Source organism: Sphingobacterium thermophilum (assembly GCF_039541675.1).
In the GTDB taxonomy this organism is placed as follows: Bacteria; Bacteroidota; Bacteroidia; order Sphingobacteriales; family Sphingobacteriaceae; genus Sphingobacterium; species Sphingobacterium thermophilum.
In genome coordinates, this window is sequence record NZ_BAABGR010000006.1 from 255,144 (window position 1) to 274,089 (window position 18,946).

At 42.2% G+C, this 18,946-nt stretch carries 13 protein-coding genes; 8 read left to right on the forward strand and 5 right to left on the reverse strand.

Annotated features, from left to right (window positions below):
• Positions 1-74 precede the first annotated feature (74 nt).
• Positions 75-683 (forward strand): TetR/AcrR family transcriptional regulator, encoded by a 609-nt coding sequence (locus ABD873_RS03175; RefSeq protein WP_345064549.1) that lies wholly within the window; start codon positions 75-77, stop codon positions 681-683.
• Here ABD873_RS03175 and ABD873_RS03180 read toward each other — a convergent pair.
• From ABD873_RS03180 to ABD873_RS03200, 5 genes are all read right to left on the reverse strand, one after another.
• A complete protein-coding gene (locus ABD873_RS03180; protein ID WP_345064552.1) occupies positions 673-1,650 on the reverse strand; it encodes a YpdA family putative bacillithiol disulfide reductase in 978 nt (325 codons plus the stop codon). The two genes, ABD873_RS03175 and ABD873_RS03180, sit on opposite strands and share 11 nt — an antisense overlap.
• A gap of 6 nt (positions 1,651-1,656) precedes the next feature.
• A complete protein-coding gene (locus ABD873_RS03185) occupies positions 1,657-3,801 on the reverse strand; it encodes an FUSC family protein (RefSeq protein WP_345064555.1) in 2,145 nt (714 codons plus the stop codon).
• A gap of 123 nt (positions 3,802-3,924) precedes the next feature.
• Positions 3,925-4,512, reverse strand: coding sequence for a YceI family protein (locus ABD873_RS03190; protein ID WP_345064558.1), 588 nt, complete (start codon positions 4,510-4,512; stop codon positions 3,925-3,927).
• 98 nt (positions 4,513-4,610) lie between these two features.
• A complete protein-coding gene (locus ABD873_RS03195; RefSeq protein WP_345064561.1) occupies positions 4,611-5,729 on the reverse strand; it encodes an MBL fold metallo-hydrolase in 1,119 nt (372 codons plus the stop codon).
• A 96-nt stretch (positions 5,730-5,825) separates the two neighbouring features.
• Positions 5,826-6,539 (reverse strand): FadR/GntR family transcriptional regulator, encoded by a 714-nt coding sequence (locus tag ABD873_RS03200; protein WP_345064564.1) that lies wholly within the window; start codon positions 6,537-6,539, stop codon positions 5,826-5,828.
• A gap of 135 nt (positions 6,540-6,674) precedes the next feature.
• Between ABD873_RS03200 and ABD873_RS03205 the strand changes: the two genes are divergently transcribed.
• The 7 genes from ABD873_RS03205 (at position 6,675) to ABD873_RS03235 (ending at position 18,928) form a co-directional block, all read left to right on the forward strand.
• Positions 6,675-9,941 carry a SusC/RagA family TonB-linked outer membrane protein gene (locus ABD873_RS03205; protein ID WP_345064567.1) on the forward strand — a complete coding sequence of 1,089 codons (3,267 nt, stop codon included), beginning with the start codon at positions 6,675-6,677 and terminating at the stop codon, positions 9,939-9,941.
• Between the two features lie 12 nt (positions 9,942-9,953).
• Entirely contained in the window at positions 9,954-11,528 is a 1,575-nt protein-coding gene (locus tag ABD873_RS03210; RefSeq protein ID WP_345064570.1) for a RagB/SusD family nutrient uptake outer membrane protein, read from the forward strand.
• Between the two features lie 77 nt (positions 11,529-11,605).
• Positions 11,606-12,520 (forward strand): dihydrodipicolinate synthase family protein, encoded by a 915-nt coding sequence (locus ABD873_RS03215; protein WP_345064573.1) that lies wholly within the window; start codon positions 11,606-11,608, stop codon positions 12,518-12,520.
• Positions 12,517-13,653 (forward strand): Kelch repeat-containing protein, encoded by a 1,137-nt coding sequence (locus ABD873_RS03220; protein ID WP_345064576.1) that lies wholly within the window; start codon positions 12,517-12,519, stop codon positions 13,651-13,653. Before ABD873_RS03215 ends, ABD873_RS03220 begins: the two co-directional genes overlap by 4 nt.
• Positions 13,654-13,673: 20 nt before the next feature.
• Entirely contained in the window at positions 13,674-14,897 is a 1,224-nt protein-coding gene (locus ABD873_RS03225; protein WP_345064579.1) for an MFS transporter, read from the forward strand.
• Entirely contained in the window at positions 14,881-16,950 is a 2,070-nt protein-coding gene (locus tag ABD873_RS03230) for a GDSL-type esterase/lipase family protein (RefSeq protein ID WP_345064582.1), read from the forward strand. Before ABD873_RS03225 ends, ABD873_RS03230 begins: the two co-directional genes overlap by 17 nt.
• Before the next feature lie 22 nt (positions 16,951-16,972).
• Positions 16,973-18,928 carry a family 20 glycosylhydrolase gene (locus ABD873_RS03235; protein WP_345064585.1) on the forward strand — a complete coding sequence of 652 codons (1,956 nt, stop codon included), beginning with the start codon at positions 16,973-16,975 and terminating at the stop codon, positions 18,926-18,928.
• The last annotated feature ends 18 nt before the right edge of the window (positions 18,929-18,946 follow it).

Here is an 18,946-nt window from a genome sequence, read left to right on the forward strand (position 1 = left end):
CTTTAGATAAAGAATTCTTGCGTGTAAAGATAAGATAAAGACAGTAAAAACAGCTAAAGATTTTATTAAACAATATGGCAGTAAATGCAGACGAGAAGAGAAGTAGAATAATAGAAATTGCAAAGAGAAGATTTGCTCATTATGGTATGGCGAAAACCACCATGGCGGAGATTGCCAAGGACTTATCTTTTTCCAAAGCCTTGTTATACTATTATTTTCCTGATAAGAATAGTCTGTATTCGGCTGTTTTAGAAAATCTTATTGAAGAGTCCTTAGAAACTACGAAGGAAGCAGTAGAGAAGACTAGCACAGTGTTGGAGGGCATTCATACTATCTTGGAAGTAAATATGGACTTCAAGAAAAAATACTTCAACCTTATGGAGTACACTATCGTTATGCGTAAGGAACTTCCCGCCGAGCTGGAGGCTATTCTTATAAGATCCTTTGAACGCCAGCAGAAAATCGTAGAGCAGGTCTTTAGGCGAGGAATAGAACGTGGAGAACTCAAAAAGGTGGATACGACGGAAGCTGCACGTATTTTCTTGTTCGGAACGATAGGGATGCGCATTTCGCTGCTCAAGGATTTTAAAAACGATTTTATCCCGGATAAGTCGGAATTCGATGCTATCCTTTCTATGCAAAAAAAACTCGCTGACATTTTTGTTGCCGGACTTAAAGTCTAGCTCCTTTTCTTAAAATATCATCTATAATTATCTTGGCGTGGATACGAGAGTTTTCTATAAACCACAGATGGGTGTTCAATCCGCCGCAGACTACCCCTGCTAGATACATTCCTTCCACGTTGGTTTCCATAGTTTCAGGATTATGATGCGGAATCATAGGGCTCTCTTCAGGTATGGAGATATTAAATCGGCGTAGCAGCTCAAAGTTAGGTCGGTAGCCGGTGAGGGCCAGTACAAAGTCGTTAGGAATGATTTTTTCGCCGCTTTTGGTTTGTATGACTACTTCATTTTCCCGGATTTCGGTGAGGTTGCTTTCGAAATATGCCGTGATAGACCCTTCGGCGATACGGTTCAAGATATCGGGACGTACCCAATACTTCACACGAGGGCTTATTTCCGTACCTCGGATGACTAGAGTCACATTGGCGCCCTTACGGTAGGTCTCCAAAGCAGCGTCTATGGAAGAGTTGCTAGCGCCTACGACCACCACATTTTGTCCGGCATAATAGTGTGGGTCGTTGTAATAATGGCTTACCTTCGGCAGATCTTCTCCCGGAATGTTCAGAAGCATAGGGATGTCGTAAAAACCGGTGGCAACAATGACATGTTGAGCTTGGTAGCTGCCCTTTGTCGTAGTGACATGGAAGATATTTCCTTTCTTCTCACAGCTTAACACTTCTTCGAAGAGCTTAGTGTTAAGCGAAAATTTATTGTGTATTCGACGGTAATATTCTAGAGCTTCTGCACGTTTGGGCTTCGGATTTGTCGTTACAAAAGGAATATCTTCAATCTCCAGCTTTTCGGAAGTAGAGAAGAAGGTCATATTGATTGGATAATTGTACAATGAATTTACAAGACAGCCTTTTTCTATGATGATATGGCTTAGATTATTCTTTTTAGCATTAATACCACAAGCTATGCCAATAGGACCGGCACCAATAATCAAAACATCGTATATATTATCCATTTCCTGTTAAATTTCTTTGGTCGCTATGTCGGCGACGTTTTTTTGCAAATCTCCTGAAATTTTAGCCAAAAATTGTAATTGTTCGGTAATTATAATTGTGTCTTCATTGCTGGTGTCCGTAAATTGCTTGTCGAAGGACTTTATAAACTCTATCTGTTGACTTTCGTGCAGGTTTAATGCACGGATAGCTTGTTCAAGATTAGAGAGAGATTTGAGTACGAGCCGTACATGCTCTTTTGTGAAATATTGATTTTCGGTATTGAACATTTGGGTTAGTACGGTCGCTGTATAAGAGGAAAAAATATGGTTTAGGATGACGAAACGGTTGACTTCTTTGGTGTGTTTTTGTCTCCATTTAGGCTCAGTCAGAAGTCGTTGGAAGGTGGAGCCCATGTTGGCGGAAGCAATATACACTTCCTTACGTGCCAGCTTATATTCTGTAGCGGATATTTTTCTGTCCGATAGCATGAGGATGGCCTGTGCCAAATATTTATAGTTGGCTACTAAGAGGTGGTACATATTCTTCTTAATCTGTAAACTTTCCCAATTGGGGAATATTACATAACTAGACAAGAAGGCTATGGTACCTCCGATGAAGGTATCGATAATACGCTCTTTGGCCATCTCAAAGGTATTCATACCTGTAAAGCTAAGCATGATAAGCACATAGGGAGTCATAAACATGACCGCCATGATATAATTGATACGGAATAGGCTGTATGCTATGAGGAAAAATATGATGAGAATGGCGAAGCGCAAGGTGGTGTCCGGTACAGTTAATAGGATGATACCTCCAATGATACCTCCTAAGGTTGTCCCTATAAGCCGCTGTACGTTTCTTTCTTTGGTTAATCCAAATCCCGGCTTAAGAATCACCATGATGGTCAATAGTATCCAATACGTGGTGAATGTTGAATAGTTAAAGATCTGGAATAAAAAGAATGTCGCGGACAATACGATAGACATGCGCATGGCGTGCCTGAAAACGCTGGATTGCAGGCTGAGGTTGTCCTTAAACTTCTGCCAATTCAGGATGTCCGTTTCAACGAATTTTTTGGTTTGTATATTATCGTATTTAGGCATCTCGGAAGCTTTAAGCTGGCTGTATCTGTATATTTCGGCAATATGTTTGACGATGGAGCGTATATTGATTGCCAGCTTTTTGAGAGGGATAGAATTGCTATTGTTTTGTTTATCGTACTGGTCAATGGCCATACGCAATTTGTCTATTTCCTTGCTGAAATCGTAGATGGGAGTAGGACGTTTTCCTGCATTCAGTCGATAAGCAATGTTGTCGAGTTCATGGGCAATTTTATCTATAGTGTTTTTTAGTTTTTCGAGGAGTCCCGAATCGGCATATTTGTTACGTATGGCACTATAGTCATAGTGTGTGGTCATACTCTGTTCGAACAGGTCCACGATATCCGTGAAAATGAGTGTCAGGTAACGGCCTTCTAGTGTGGTGTCTTTGATGGACCGTTTACTTTGGAAGAGTATGTCACGAACATTTTCGAGGTGTTGATTTATGCTAATATGTTTTTCTACGAGTTTAAGGTAGTTTTCATCCGGGTTTATTTTGAGGTCATAGAAGTTGGCCTTCAAACGGATAAAGTCAGCTACCTGTACGATAGTTTCGGAAAGTTCCTGTTGTGCCAGACGGTACGGCTTCACCTGCATCAAGGAGAAGCTTATGACCATATACCATAGGGCTCCAATGATGAAAAGGCCAAGATAGACGAGTTCTTGTTGGAAGCTGTATTTTCCGTCGATGTTGATGAGCATGACCAAAATGCCCATCATGCCTACGGTGGCAGCACGGGAGTTGAATACAGCCAGCATGGCAAAAAAGAAGGAGGCCACCGCCAATATTACGGTCATGATGTAAAGGTAGTCGTTGGCTATGGCTGTGATGAGTATGGTTATGGCCGACAGCAGGAGGCAGTAGTACATGCCCAGCTTGCGATGTTGCGGCGCACCTGGGGTGTCCGACAATCCAATGATCAATGCACCAAGAGATATTAAGGTTCCTTTTTCAAATTCTCCCAACAAGGCACAGACGATAATGGGGATAATAGAGCCCAATGTGATCCGTATACCTTCCGCGAAGTATTGACTATAAAAGAAACTGCTTATTTCTTGCGCTTTTTTCATTGTAGATTAGGTTGAACGATCTAGGGTACAATTTAATCTTTTCTTGTATTTAGTGGAAATATATAATGCAAAAAAGCCATTAAGAAGAACTTAATGGCTTTCAATATTTTGATAGGTAGGAGATTAATTTTTTACTAACTCTACGTTAATGGTAAGCTCCACTTCCGGAGCTACAGCCATTACACCAGTAGGAAGTTTATCTGCGTATTGGATGCCGAAATCAAAGCGGTTAATACGTCCTGTAGCGGTGAATCCAGCTCTCGTTTTTCCCCAAGGATCGGTAATGATACCGTTGTTTTGTTTTACGGTGAAAGTGACTTTTTTGGTTATATCACGGATAGTGAGATCTCCTGTCAATGTGTAATTACCATCTTTTCCATTCAATACCGCATTTTCCAGCTTCATCGTAGGATATTTTTGTGCGCTGAAAAAATCATCTGATTTAAGGTGGTTGTCACGCATTTCCACACGAGTGTCTATGCTGTTTACGTCGATGATAAAATTGATTTTTGCACCGTTGAAATCTTTGTCACTTTTAGTTTCAACGCTACCTTCTAATTTTTTGAATTGCCCGTCCACAAAAGCAATACCTAGGTGGTTAACTTCAAATCGGACGTTGGTATGTGCCGGGTCTACCTCCCATTTCACCTGACCATAAGCGCAGTTGCATATTATCAACAGGGCTGCAAGAACTTTAAATATTGTTTTCATAACTTCTTCTTTTTTGTTTGGTGCAAAATTGTGTCTATTGGAACGAATAAAACTTAATCTATATTAATAAATACAATTTTGCTAGCGGCTTGTTTGTGTTAGTCCACATCTTCCCACCAATACGGGAGTGGGCGGTATTCTTTTAAAGGTACTATTTCTCCGATGCGAGGTGTTACAAGAGAGATGTTATGCTGTTGTGCAGCGTTGGCGATACGTATCATAGGTTCATCCCAAGGATGCATTGCCAAAGCAAATTTGGAGTTGTGAACAGGGATGGTATATTGACTGTTGAGGTCTTTGGCGGCGAGAATTACTTCTTCGGGCATCATGTGTATGTATTTCCACATGGGATTGTATTGTCCGTTTTCGAGGATGGCGTAGTCAAAAGGTCCATATTGTTCGCCTATCTGTTTGAAATGCTTACCGTATCCGCTATCCCCTCCGATAAAGATTTTTAAGGTAGTGCTTTGCACCACAAAAGAGGACCAAAGGGTGGTGTTGCGTTTGAATGTACGTCCGGAGAAGTGACGTGAGGTGGTGGCCGTAAAGGTAAAGGACCCAATCTGTGCCGATTCTCCCCAGCAAAGTTCGGAAATCTGTTGGGAAGGATATCCCCATTTTTCCAGATGAGCGGCAACCCCCAACGAAGTCACTATATGATTTACGCGACTTTTTATGGCCATGAAGGTGTTGTAGTCCAGATGATCCCAATGGTCGTGGGTAATTACTAAGATGTCGATCTCGGGAATATCTTCCGGTGTGTATTTATATTGCATAGGAAATGCTTTGGCACTGATACGGACAGGAGAAGCATAGGTGCTGAACACAGGATCTACAAGAATCTTTTTTCCGTCCAGTTGAAGTAGATAGGAAGAGTGTCCAAACCACACATATAAATCGCTGTCGGAAGGGAGAGCTTTCAGGTCCGTTTTTACAACCGGAAGAGGAGAGGATGGAATGTTACGTTCTTTCTTCGAAAAGAAAAAACTACGGATCATGTCCGAATAGGTGGTACCTTCTGCCAATGGAGGGGTATGTTCCAGATTTTCGAACACTCCATCTTTATAGTTGCTCTGTTGCTGCATTTTCAGGAGCCTTTCTCCTTCGGCAGAAGCGCCAAAACGTTCGGAACGCATATATATTAATCCTCCAAGAAGGATTACAGCAAGAAGTATGAGTATGATCTGCATAAAAAATTTCAATACTTTAAGTGCCATAATCTCTAAAAATAGGAATTTTCGAAGGAAATGAAGGAAAGGAGGCTTAAAGCTAATTTTTTACTATTAGCTTTAAGCCAAAAGAAGAGTAAGCTGTTATGCTAAAATTCGGGCGAAATGGTTGTTCAGGTGAATGCGTATTGCTTTGCGGTAGGCGTCGGCATCTCTTTTCTTCAGTACTTCCACCAGCTCTTTGTGGGATATAAAATCTCCCTCTACGATAGGTTTTTCAAGGATTCCGGACTGGTGAACGTATTGAAAGATAGGGATGAGCATTTCCTGTAGTTCCAACAGCATGCCGTTGCCAGAGATTTCGTAAAGTTTGCCATGAAATTTCTTTTCGTCTTCGATGTTCCAAGGTAAGGCTGTATCTCCAGAAACTATTTTTTCTGTCATCTCTTCGAGTTCACGAATATCTTTTTCCGTGATTCTGTTGATGATAAAATCCGCAATACCGATTTCCAATGCCAGACGCATTTCGAAAAGGTCTTTGAGTGTGTTTTTATCCAGAAGAGAGGGATGAAAGATCTTTTTAAAAGATCCCAACACATCAGGGTTTGTGATGACAGCACCTTTATGTTTTTTGGATTCTATCAGTCCTATACTTTTTAGTCTTAGCAAAGCCTCTCTTACGACAGTACGGCTTACTCCCAACATTTCAGATAAATCCAACTCTTTGGGAAGGCTGTCGCCTACCTTGAGTTGGTTGACTTGAATATATTCCAAAATTTTCTTCTCTGCTTTATCTACGAGGCTGGAAGTATCTATGGTGGATAATACGTCCTCGGTGGTGCTCAAAGATTTACTCATAATAAGTTCATTACGCAACAAATATAGAAAAATAAAAAAGATTTGTAAAGAATTGTTTTATGTTATACATTTGCTGTATTATGTAATACATAATAAAATTTTCTACCAACTTATAAACTGAATAAACCTAAGATTATGCGAAAGATTCTTTTATTGTTTTCTATGTGTATGTTGCAGTTAGCTGCTTATGCACAGAGTATTTTAAAGGGCTTGGTCAGGTCTGATCAGGGCACTGCTTTAGTAGGAGTTAGTGTCTCTAATGAAACACAGAAAGTTACCGCGCAGACCGACAAGGACGGTGCTTTTGCATTGCAGGCCAAGGTCGGTGATGTAATTACATTTACTTCCGTAGGCTATGAAAGCAGCACCGTTACATTACAAAATCTGAGCTCTCTTCTTGTCACGTTGCGAGCGTTGAATGAAGAGCTGGAAGAGGTAGTAGTGTTGGGATATGGTTCAATCAAGAAGTCAAACTTGACGGGGTCTGTATCGCGTTTGGATAAGCGAGTGTTAGAAACCGGTGTGCGTTCGAATCCTGCTTCAGCTTTAGCCGGTACTATTCCGGGACTTCGTGTGCAGCAGGTGTCAGGGCGTCCTGGTGCGGTACCCAATATTGTTTTGCGTGGAGGTACTTCTTACGATGGAAGTGGTTCGCCACTTATTATTGTAGACGGTGTAGTGCGAGGAGGATTCCAAGATATTAATCCGGCGGATATAGAATCTATTGATGTCCTTAAAGATGCATCAGCCACAGCTATTTATGGTGCGCGTGCTTCCAACGGTGTAATATTAATTACTACTAAGCGAGGAAAAGAGGGTGTTTCTTCTATAGATGCTCGCGCAAAGGTAGGGGTGAATACCATCAATTTACCTTTCGAATTTCTCAATGCTGAAGATTACTTATATTGGACTAGGAAGTCGGTTCAGGTTTCGGGACAATATCAGCCTAGTCAGCTTAACCAGCTGACGGCCGTAGGACCTTTCGGTACTGGAAACCGGTATTATGATGATGGCGGAAATATTTTGGACGGAAACCAAAACAGTGCGGCGGTATGGAGTACGATGTTTTTGGACGATACGAACCGTCATCTTTTGAATGAGGGGTGGAAAACTATGATAGATCCTGTGACAGGTAGAGAGCTGATCTTCACGGAATTTGTTTATGCCGACTATGCTTTGCGTAATGCCAGCACTACACAAGACTATAATGTATCTATGCAGGGAGGCAATAATAAAGGTCAATATTATGCTAGCCTCGGAAAATACGATGAAAAAGGTCTACCCATTAATACTTATTACGATAGGCTGACTTTCATCCTTAACGGTGATTATAAAATAAAGCCTTTTATCACTTCTAATTCTACATTCAATTTTGCTCACACAAAATGGAGAGATCCTATCAACTCGGAAGGTAACTATATGAGCCGTGCGTTGGGAGCTCCTCCGACCATGCGGGGTAGAAATCACTTGGGAGAATTGCTATTGGGGCGTGATTGGGCAGATGGCAACCCTCAGGTAAATGACGATAAATTCATTCGTCGTAATCTAAACCAAAAGTTTACGATGGGTCAGGCCTTTACAATAAACTTCTTCGACAATCTAAGCTTACGGACAAATGGAACCTGGTTTTTGAATCAAACACATTATGAAGGATTCAATAAGGATTATCTATCAAGCCCTGGTAGCTGGGTGCGTACAAGGAGTTCTTCGGCCTCCTATGATAAGACATTAAGCCAGACATACAATGCAGTTCTGAACTATAATGAGAAATTTGCAGACCGCCATTCGGTGGATGCTATGGCAGGATGGGAGTTTTACGATTCCTACAATAATGGTCTGTCTGCGTCCGGCAGTGGAGCTCCGACGGATGACTTCATGGATTTGGGGTTGACTAGCAATGAAGCTAACCGTAGATCTATAGATTCATATCACTCGCGCCAGCGTATCATGTCTTATTTTGGCCGATTGAATTACGATTATGACCAGCGTTATCTAATGACGCTAACGGTAAGACGTGATGGATATTCTACACTTTTGGATAATCGTTGGGGTACTTTTCCGGGCATCTCGTTAGGATGGAATATTAGCAACGAAAGTTTTTACCGTGAGAAATTGGGAAGCTTCAGCGATTACGTGAACAACCTGAAGTTGAGAGCAAGTTTGGGAGCTAATGGTAACGTGGGGGGAATAGGAACCTATACACTGCAAGGAGCTTACGGCACCGCCAATTATGATGGCCAGGTAGGTTATAATATGACCAGTCTAAGTATTCCTGGATTAAAATGGGAAAGTCTAATCACCAAAGAAGTAGGGCTGGAAGCAAAGTTGCTTAATCGAATAGACCTATCACTAGCTTATTACCATCGCACTACATCGGATAAAATCGCCACATTAGTGTTGCCTTCTTCTGCTGGATTCACTTCTATCACCACCAACAATGGTGATATGGAAAATAAAGGGTTGGAAATAGATCTAAACTACCAAATTGTCCGTAAGCAGGACTGGAGCTTGTCGTTCAATTGGAACACGGCCTACAATCGAAACAAGATCTTGAAGTTGCCATATAACGGTGTGGAAAATAACCGTCAGGGAGGGTTTCAGGTGTATGACCCTAACACGAAAGAATTGGTGTGGGTAGGTGGTTATCAGGAAGGGCAAGATCCCAATGTCGCTTATGCTTATGAAGCTATAGGCATCATTCGAACACAGGAAGATTTGGATAGATATGCGACAGGGCTGATAGACTATATGGGTAACCGTCCGTTGGTACACCCGGATGCCTATGCAGCTTTAAGTGCAGCAGATAAAGAGCGGTACTATCCAATAGCTTTGGGCGATGTGATGTGGAGGGATGTCAATGGTGATGGCGTGATCAACACTTACGATAGAGTTTATGTAGGAAATACCAAACCACGCTGGACGGGAGGCTTCGGATTTTATTCTAGCTGGAAAAACTTGAGTCTTAGTGCACGTTTCGATTATGCATTGGGCTTTGTAGCCTACGATGGTCCGCGTGCATGGTTCTTGGGCATGATGCAAGGAACGTTTAACACAACAAAAGAGGTCTTTGATACTTGGACTCCAGACAATCCGAATGCAAAATATCCTACCTACTATTGGGCAGATCAGCTGTTTAAAAATAACACAAGTAGAGAAAGTACAATGTTCTATAATAAAGGAGATTATCTTTCTTTTCGTGAAGTGACACTTTCGTACCGTTTGCCTACTTCTATAGCACAAAAGGCTAGGATGGAAGGTATGACATTTTCTTTGACAGGACAAAATCTGCACTATTGGACTAAAAACACATTGTTTTCTGCAGAGAGTGGTAGTGTAGGACAAGGAGGTGGGGGGTATCCTTTGCCACGTACAGTAATTTTCGGTTTACAATTAACTTTCTAACAGGATTATATCATGAAAAAGATATTCATCGCTATATTGGCCGCTGCATCCATGCAGATCGTTACTTCGTGTGATCACTTGGATTTAGACTTAGCTCCGGAAGATTACTTCTCCAGCGGCAGCTTCTGGAAAAATGAATCCCAGGTGAACGGCGCCATGTTGGGGATTCACAACTTGGTCAGAGGCCAGCAGCAGACATTTTGGGGCTTGGGAGAGCTAAGAGGAGGTACACTGCGCACAGGTACAAGCTTCACCGGAACAGCATCGCTGAACTCACCTTCCGTAATATCACAAGATATTCGCGAGAGTGCTCCGGGATATAGCTCTTGGGCAGGACTGTATTCCACAATATTCCAGATTAACAATTTCATTTATCAGGTGGAGCAGGCTACTTTTCTGAGTGAGCGGAAAAAGGGATATTACCTTGGCCAAGCTTACGGGCTACGTGCGTTCTACTATTTCTACCTTTATCGTACCTATGGACGAGTGCCTATAGTTACAGAGCCAAAGGCTGCGATAAAGACACCTTCATCTGCGGAAGAAGGATATACCCCACGCAGTCAGACTGAGAAGGAAACTCTAGATTTTATCAAAGCGGACATAGAAAAGTCTATTCAGAATTTTAATGGAGATTATACCATTCAATCACAAAAAGGGCAGTGGAGCTTAGCAGCTACGCAGATGCTGAAGACGGAGGTATACCTATGGTCTGCTAAAGTGCTTATCGATGGACAACAGCCACAAAGTGTTCAGGCGGACCTGCAGACAGCTAAGCAAGCTGTGGAAACGGTAATTCCACGTTTTACCTTACAGGTGGACTTTGCACGTGTGTTTTCAAGTGCTAGCGTTCCAGCTTCAAAAGGTAATAGTGAGATTATTTTTACCATACGCTACCAACAAGGAGAGGCAACCAACTTTTTCAATAACTTCTTATATGCACAGTCGGACGACATAAGCGGCTATGTAGATGATGCAGGTAACCCTATTCCTTCGGATCCTCTACAGGTGGCTTCTAGTGGGTCTATTATCCGCTATGAATACAAGATAGATCTATATGACTTATACGATAAAGAAGATAAAAGAGCAAATGCTACTTTCCTTAACTTTAATAAAGGGAGTGTTCGTGCAGTAGTGATGCGCAAGTTCTTGGGAACTATAGTAGATGGTGTGCGTAACTACTCTGACGATTATCCGATTTACAGGTTGGCGGAGGCATACCTGTTGCTGGCAGAAATAAAAAACAAGTTAGGAGAAGATCCTACGGAGGAGATTATGGCCGTACGTCGTCGTGCGATGGGCACTGCAGCACCTCAGTTTGTGCGTAGTGATTTTGAGGCTAATGAATTGGCGATTTTCTATGAGCGCACTAAAGAGTTTGTCTCGGAAGGTAAACGGTGGTTTGACCTTCGTAGAATGCAGGACGCAAACGGAAAACCACTGGTATTTCGTGTAGATTTACCACTGGTAGGTGTGTTGGAAGATGTAGAAGGGCAGCGTCATAAGTTGTTATGGCCAATAGATTTGGGAACTATGTCGGCAGATCCGACCCTTCAAGGAGACCAGAATCCGGGATATTCCGGCACATAATAGGTGATTGATTTAGGGGAAAGCCGTCACATGTTCGGTGTGACGGCTTATTTATCAAGTTTTAATGTTTATTAAGGATGAAGAAAATAGATGGATTGATTGCAGCTCCTTTTACACCTTTTGACAAGGAGGGAGCATTAAACTTAGAAATTATTCCGAGATATTTTAAGCTCTTGAAAGATAATGGTGTTAGAGGGGCTTTTATCTGTGGATCTACCGGCGAAGGAGTATCTCTTACATTTGAAGAAAAGGTGGAGGTTCTTAAGGCTTGGACCTCTATTACTAAAGAAGATAAGGAGTTCTCGTTGATTATGTTTTTGGGAGGCACAAATATCAAGGAATGTAAGATGCTAGCCACTATTTCAGAAGAGGAAGGAGCTGATGCGGTAGCCTTTACGGCCCCTTTTTATTTCAAGCCGGCAAATGTAAAACAACTGGCTGCCTGTTGTGCCGAAGTTGCGGGTTCTTCTCCAAACATTCCATTCTATTATTACCATATTCCGGTGTTGACTGGATGTTATATTGCCATGTATGATTTGCTTCGGGAGGTGAACAATCGAATTCCGAATTTTGAAGGAATAAAATTTACGCACGAAGATTTTATGGATTTTCTTTCCTGCATGAATTATGAAGATGGAAAGTATAACATGCTGTGGGGCAGAGACGAAAATATGCTTTCCGCATTGGTTTTAGGATGTACAGGAGCCGTAGGAAGTACCTATAATTATGCGGCACCACTGTACCACGATTTGATAGCTCAGTATAATTGCGGTAATTTAGAAAAGGCTAATCAATTGCAGCAGAAGTCCATCGATATGATCCGTCTTTTGGGTAAATATGGAGGTATAGCTACCGGCAAGGCTTATATGAAACTTGTAGGTGTTGATTGTGGTGAGTTTAGGCTGCCGGTATCCAATATGGGTGAGGCAGAGTTTGAAGCTTTTAAGGATGAGGTTGCTTCTCTCGGATTTGATACGTTTAAATCGAAATGATGTTTTCAGAGAAAGTATCACTATTAGGATTGTGGTTTTGTATTACATTAGGTTCATGTACGATGGATTCATCGCCTAATTACATTGATTGGAAGATTGTTACAACTCTCCCACAGGAGGCTGGCACATTGCATTTGGGGCTTGCTGGACCGGTGGCAGGCATCTTGGATGACAAGCTTATTATTGCGGGAGGAGCCAACTTTCCTGAGGCTATGCCGTGGGAAGGAGGTGAGAAGCGATACCAGAAGAAGCTTTACATCTATCAGTTAAGGGATAAGGAAGGGGTACATCTTTTAAGTACGGAGGAATTTACCGACAGCCTAGCTTATTGTGCAAATGCAGGAGACTCTAAAGTCTTTTATTCCTTTGGGGGAGAGAGAAATGGTAAGGCCACGGCAGACGTATTCCGTTATTCTTTACAGAGGGATAAAGTAATAAGAGAAGCGTTGCAGCCACTTCCTTTTCCACTCACAAATGCTGCCGCAGCCTTAATAGGAAAACATCTGTATGTGGTGGGAGGAGAAAATGAGCAGGAAGTGTCCAATAAAATCTTCCGTCTCAATCGAGAAAAGAAGAATGCTTCATGGGAAGAGATTGCAGTGCTGCCAAATCCGGTGAGCCATAGTATAGTAGTGGGAGATGGGTATCAGCGTCTGTATGTAGTCGGAGGTAGGCGAAAAAATAGTATGGCCGTCACCACTTTTTACGATATTGTCTATGAAGTAGATCTTCCTAATAGAAAGGTAAAGCAGATTGCTTCCTTACCTCAAGCTTTGGCTGCAGGTACAGGTATCTATTACAAAGGCAACCTGATTATTGTGGGAGGAGATAATGCACAAACCTATCATAAGGTAGAGGAACTCATTATGGCGGCTCAGCAAACTGACCATAGGGAAGAAAGAGAAAAAATTATTGAAAAAAAGAACGATATACAACGTAATCATCCGGGCTTCACACGTAGGGTATGGTGTTATAGTATAAAGGAAAAAAAGTGGGATGCTCTAAATGATCTGGAGGGTGAAAGTCCTGTTACCACCATAGCCTTGCTGTATAAAAACACTGTCATCATTCCAAGCGGCGAAATAAGAGCGGGCGTGCGTACCCCTCAAATATTGCTGGGGGAGATTCGTTGACATTCTGATAAACCTAACTTATGAGAAACAGTAAAATATATCCGTGGCTTGTCGTCGCCTTGTTGTGGGGCGTAGCCTTACTTAACTATATGGACAGGCAGATACTATCCACCATGCGGCCGGCAATGTCTGTGGATATCACCTCATTGCAAAGTGCTGCCGTTTTCGGTAACCTGATGGCCGTATTCCTTTGGATTTATGGATTTATGAGTCCTGTGGCAGGTATGTTGGCAGACAAGCTAAGCCGAAAGTGGCTTATCGTGGGGAGTCTTTTCGTGTGGTCTGCTGTAACCCTAGGTATGGGCTATGCTTCCACATATGAGCAGCTCTACGTATTACGGGCTGTGATGGGAATCAGTGAGGCTCTTTACATTCCAGCAGGATTGTCTTTGATTGCCGACTACCATAGCGATAAGACTAGATCTCTAGCCGTAGGGATACATATGACAGGTCTATATATGGGGCAGGCTTTGGGTGGTTTTGGAGCGACGGTGTCGTCTCATCTGACGTGGCAGTCTACCTTTGCACTTTTCGGTAGTATAGGGATTATTTATGCGGTGATTTTAATTTTTACACTTTTCGAAATAAAACATCGTGCTGTAAAGCAGGATAAGGAAAGAGGGCTTTCGGCCTTCAAAGTGCTTCCTGTTCTATTTAGCAATATGGCTTTCTGGGTAATTCTATTGTATTTTGCGGTACCCAGCCTGCCGGGATGGGCAACGAAAAACTGGCTTCCTACGCTGTTTGCCGAAAATCTGCAGATACCGATGGAAGAAGCAGGTCCTTTGTCGACCATTACCATTGCCTTGTCTTCATTCTTGGGCGTAATTTTCGGAGGTATTTTATCCGACCGTTGGATTCAACATCATGTGAAGGGCCGTATATATACCAGTGCTATAGGCTTAGGCTTAACTATTCCGGCTGTCTTTTTGATCGGCTACGGGACATCTGTTGGAGCTATTGTGGGAGCAGGACTGATGTTTGGCTTCGGCTTCGGTATGTTCGATGCCAACAATATGCCTATCCTTTGTCAGTTTGTAGCTCCACAATATAGGGCTACAGCCTATGGTATTATGAATATGGTGGGGGTGTTTGCGGGAGCTTTCATCACCAACTTCCTTGGAGCTTCGGCCGACGAAGGAAAGCTTGGCTCTGACTTCGCTATGTTAGCAGGGATAGTATTTGTAGTTTTATTAATCCAACTCACTGTTTTAAAACCTAAAGCTCATGAACAGCTTGCATAAGATGTTGTTGCTTCTTTTTTGTCTTTTGCAGTGGCTTTTTAGTGTTCAAGCACAAAAAAGGGTGGCCTGTATCGGGGATTCGGTAACCGAAGGTTATGGGTTGACGGACTCTGCCGACACCTATCCGGCGCAGCTTCAACAGATACTGGGAGAAGACTTTCTGGTGGGTAATTTCGGTCATTCGGGGGCAACCTTATTACGTAAAGGACATAATCCATATCATAAGACGCAAGCCTATCAGAAAGCTTTACAATTTCGTCCCGACATTATTGTCATAGCATTGGGTCTGAATGATACAGATCCACGAAATTGGCCTAACTATAGGTATGAATTTATAGGAGATTATACCGCATTGATTGAGGATTTTCGGAAGGTGAATTCTCAAGTGGAGGTATATGTATGTCTGTTGACGCCGATATTTAGTGGGCATAGACGATTCCTGTCCGGCACCAGAGCTTGGTTTGATGAGATTCAAAATCTTATACCATATATTTCTAAAGTCAATAATGCGGAGCTTATCGACAACCATACAATTTTAGCGAGCCGTATAGACTTGTTTGACGATTATTTACACCCTAATGCCCGTGGAGCTGCCCTGCTGGCTGAGAATGTCGCCAAATATCTCCAACCTATAAAACAAGATCTTGCAGTGGAGTACCCTTTTGGAAGCCATATGGTATTGCAGCGCGATGAAATTAATAAGCTGTATGGACGAGCTTCCGCTTTTGAACAAGTGTATGTTTCTTTTAATGGTAAAAAGATAAAGACCCGGGCTAATAAGTTGGGGCAATGGCAGGTTGAGTTGCCCGCTCAACCTGCAGGAGGTCCTTATATTATAACTTTAAATACACAATCACAAAAGATTGTTTTAGAGGATGTTTTGTTTGGGGATGTCTTTTTGTCTTCAGGACAGTCCAATATGGCTTTCCCCCTTAAAGCTGCATTAGGTGCAGATTCCATATTAAGGGAGGCACAAGGATATTCTCAAGTACGAATTTTTAAAAATAAGCCTCTTGTGGAAACGGCGCACGTAGCGTGGCCCCCAGAGATATTGAAAGAGGTGAACGAGCTAAACTATTTTTCTGGCAGCTGGCAGGTGAGCTCACGCGAAAATATTGGCGACTTTTCGGCTATAGCTTATATGGCAGCTTTGGAAGTTCATAAGAAGCAAAATATTCCTGTAGGCATTGTGGATATTTCTGTAGGAGGATCGAATACAGAATCCTGGATTCCGCGTCCTGTTTTGGAGCATGACAACCTGCTAGCTTCTTATATTCATTCGTGGCGATATTCCGATTTCATTCAAGATTTTTGTAGAGAAAGGGCGGCTAAAAATTTGGAGTTAAGTAAAGTGAGGCACCAACGACACCCTTATGAACCTGCGTATAACTATGAGGCGGGTATCAGTAGATGGAAAGATGTGCACTTTAAAGCCGTCCTTTGGTATCAAGGAGAAAGCAATGCTCACAATGTAGAGCACCACGAGTATTTGTTTCGGATCTTGGTACACTCATGGCGCAAGATATGGGGTGAGGAGCTGCCCTTTTATTTTGTGCAGCTTTCAAGCATCAACAGACCTTCATGGCCCGATTTCAGAGATTCGCAGCGACGCCTTTCCAATGAACTTCCTAGAGTATATATGGCCGTATCTAGCGATCTGGGACACCCTACCGATGTGCATCCCCGTAATAAACTTGTTTTAGGACAGCGTTTGGCTAATCTACTGCTACAATTTACTTATGGTCACAGCATCGAAACACGGTCCCCGCAACCCGTGCATTATGAGCTTAAAGAGGATCAACTCGTAGTCACATTCAATCCTTGCAAGGTGTTGAGCCTTCAGCATGGTCCAATCATACGCGATTTACGTTACTTAAATACCAAAGGTCATATAGTTGAAGTAAAAGATGTGGTTATTGTGGGTAATTCTTTGGTAATTAAAAATATAAAAGATATTAATTGTTTGCAGTATGGTTATTCACCTTATTCTGAGGGAAATCTAATTGGAGATAACGGAATACCCGTTTCCACCTTCAGTTTAAAGATTCGTTAGTTAATTAAAAAGAGAAAACAGCATGCGTAATATCATATATCTGTTTGTTTTGTTCCTAAGTGCTGCGCCCTCATCCCTATTGTGGGGGCAGCAGGCACTTATTCCCTTACCGGTTGAAGTGCAATGGCACGACAAAAATTTATCATTAAAAAATGGCGTGGTAATTGAAAAAACTTCCTCCCACCTGCAAAGGGAAGCTACAGTGCTTCATAGCATTCTTCAAGGGTGGGGAGTTACAGTACATAGTACGAGCAAGAAAAAGCTACCTACTATTACCTTGCAAATAGATAAAGGATTAGGTGTGAGAGAGGAAGGGTACGTATTGGATATCAATCAGCAGGGTATAACGGTAAAATCGCCTTCCGCTAAAGGTGTTTTTTATGCTTTGCAAACCTTGCGGCAGTTTAAGCTCAATCGGGGAGGCATACAATATGTCTCTATAAAAGACGAGCCCGCCTTTTCGTGGAGAGCTTTTCTGATCGATGTTGGCCGTAATTTCCAACCATTGGAGATGATTAAAGAGCAAGTAGACATCATGGCTCGCTATAAACTTAATGTCTTGCATTTTCATTTTACGGAAGATATAGCATGGCGCCTGCAAAGTGACAAGTATCCGGGGCTGACGGATGCATCGGTCATGACAAGATGGAAAGGACTTTATTATACAAAAGAAGACCTTAAAGAATTAATCCGTTATTGTAGCGATAGATATATCACTCTATTACCTGAAATAGATATGCCGGGGCATAGTGCAGCCTTTCGTCGCTATTTTGGTGTAGATATGCAATCGGACTCCGGCATGATGTATATCAAAGAATTGCTGTCCGAGTTTAGGACGAATTTCCCTGAATTGGAATATTTACATATCGGAGGCGATGAGGTTAAGATTACCAATATGAACTTTATGCCGGAGATCACCAAATATGTAGAGCAGATTGGTTATAAGAAAACTATAGGATGGGAGCCCGGCAGTAATCTGTCACCTCAGACCATACGTCAACTTTGGATGGGAGGCCCAAAACTTATTGAGGAAAAGGGAGATAAGGTCTATATTGAATCCAAACATCTGTATATAAATCATATGGATCCTTTGGAATCCGTAACTACGATTTTCCACCGAAAGATTGGAGAAGTAGATAGAGAACATGCTAACCTATTAGGGGCCACATTATGCCCTTGGCCCGACAGAGCTGTGGCTCAACCTCGAGATATGTTTTTCCAAAGTGCCATATACCCTTCAATATTGGCTTTTGCGGAGCGTATATGGCGTGGAGGAGGGCGTGCCGGGTGGATAAGCAATATTCTTTCAAAGGATGACCCACACTATTCAGATTTTGTGGATTTTGAAAGAAGGCTTCTGCTACATAAAGAGTTATATTTTGAATCCCTGCCTTTCCCGTATGTAAAACAGACTGGGATAGAGTGGGAGCTTATAGGTCCATATGACAATGGAGGAGATATTCATAAAGCATTTGAAATAGAGAAGGAGCCATTTGCAGACGGATTGAGAGTGTACAAAGTGGTGGAAGGGGGAACTGTTATTCTACGTCATTGGTTCGGTTCTATTATAGAGACAGCTATCCCTGATCCTAAACCTAACACGACGTGGTATGCCAGAACCAAACTATGGTCTGCAAAGAAGGGGCTAAAGCCGTTTTGGATAGGCTTCAATGATTTGTCGAGATCCTATAAGACGGATTCTCCACAATTGAATACATGGGACAACAAGGGTAGTGAGGTCTATGTCAATGGTCAGCGCATCAATCCACCATCTTGGAAGCAGGCAGGACAGGAAGGTGACCTAGAGATACCTTTGGTAGATGAGGGCTACGCCTTCCGTGAACCTACCTATGTCCAATTGGAAAGGGGATGGAATGAGGTGCTTATAAAAATTCCTGTTGCTGAATTTCGAGGCAGAACTTGGGAAAATCCTGTGAAGTGGATGTTTACATTTATTCCGGTGGAACAAAAAAAATAATAATTTAAATAGTATAAC

What these genes read in the sequence shown, in the direction of transcription:
- ABD873_RS03220 (WP_345064576.1), top strand. Translation starts at nt 12,517, where the DNA reads ATGATGTTTTCAGAGAAAGTATCACTATTAGGATTGTGGTTTTGTATT.
- ABD873_RS03205 (WP_345064567.1), top strand. Translation starts at nt 6,675, where the DNA reads ATGCGAAAGATTCTTTTATTGTTTTCTATGTGTATGTTGCAGTTAGCT.
- ABD873_RS03225 (WP_345064579.1), top strand. Translation starts at nt 13,674, where the DNA reads ATGAGAAACAGTAAAATATATCCGTGGCTTGTCGTCGCCTTGTTGTGG.
- ABD873_RS03180 (WP_345064552.1), bottom strand. Translation starts at nt 1,650, where the DNA reads ATGGATAATATATACGATGTTTTGATTATTGGTGCCGGTCCTATTGGC.
- ABD873_RS03200 (WP_345064564.1), bottom strand. Translation starts at nt 6,539, where the DNA reads ATGAGTAAATCTTTGAGCACCACCGAGGACGTATTATCCACCATAGAT.
- ABD873_RS03195 (WP_345064561.1), bottom strand. Translation starts at nt 5,729, where the DNA reads ATGGCACTTAAAGTATTGAAATTTTTTATGCAGATCATACTCATACTT.
- ABD873_RS03230 (WP_345064582.1), top strand. Translation starts at nt 14,881, where the DNA reads ATGAACAGCTTGCATAAGATGTTGTTGCTTCTTTTTTGTCTTTTGCAG.
- ABD873_RS03215 (WP_345064573.1), top strand. Translation starts at nt 11,606, where the DNA reads ATGAAGAAAATAGATGGATTGATTGCAGCTCCTTTTACACCTTTTGAC.
- ABD873_RS03235 (WP_345064585.1), top strand. Translation starts at nt 16,973, where the DNA reads ATGCGTAATATCATATATCTGTTTGTTTTGTTCCTAAGTGCTGCGCCC.
- ABD873_RS03190 (WP_345064558.1), bottom strand. Translation starts at nt 4,512, where the DNA reads ATGAAAACAATATTTAAAGTTCTTGCAGCCCTGTTGATAATATGCAAC.
- ABD873_RS03185 (WP_345064555.1), bottom strand. Translation starts at nt 3,801, where the DNA reads ATGAAAAAAGCGCAAGAAATAAGCAGTTTCTTTTATAGTCAATACTTC.
- ABD873_RS03210 (WP_345064570.1), top strand. Translation starts at nt 9,954, where the DNA reads ATGAAAAAGATATTCATCGCTATATTGGCCGCTGCATCCATGCAGATC.
- ABD873_RS03175 (WP_345064549.1), top strand. Translation starts at nt 75, where the DNA reads ATGGCAGTAAATGCAGACGAGAAGAGAAGTAGAATAATAGAAATTGCA.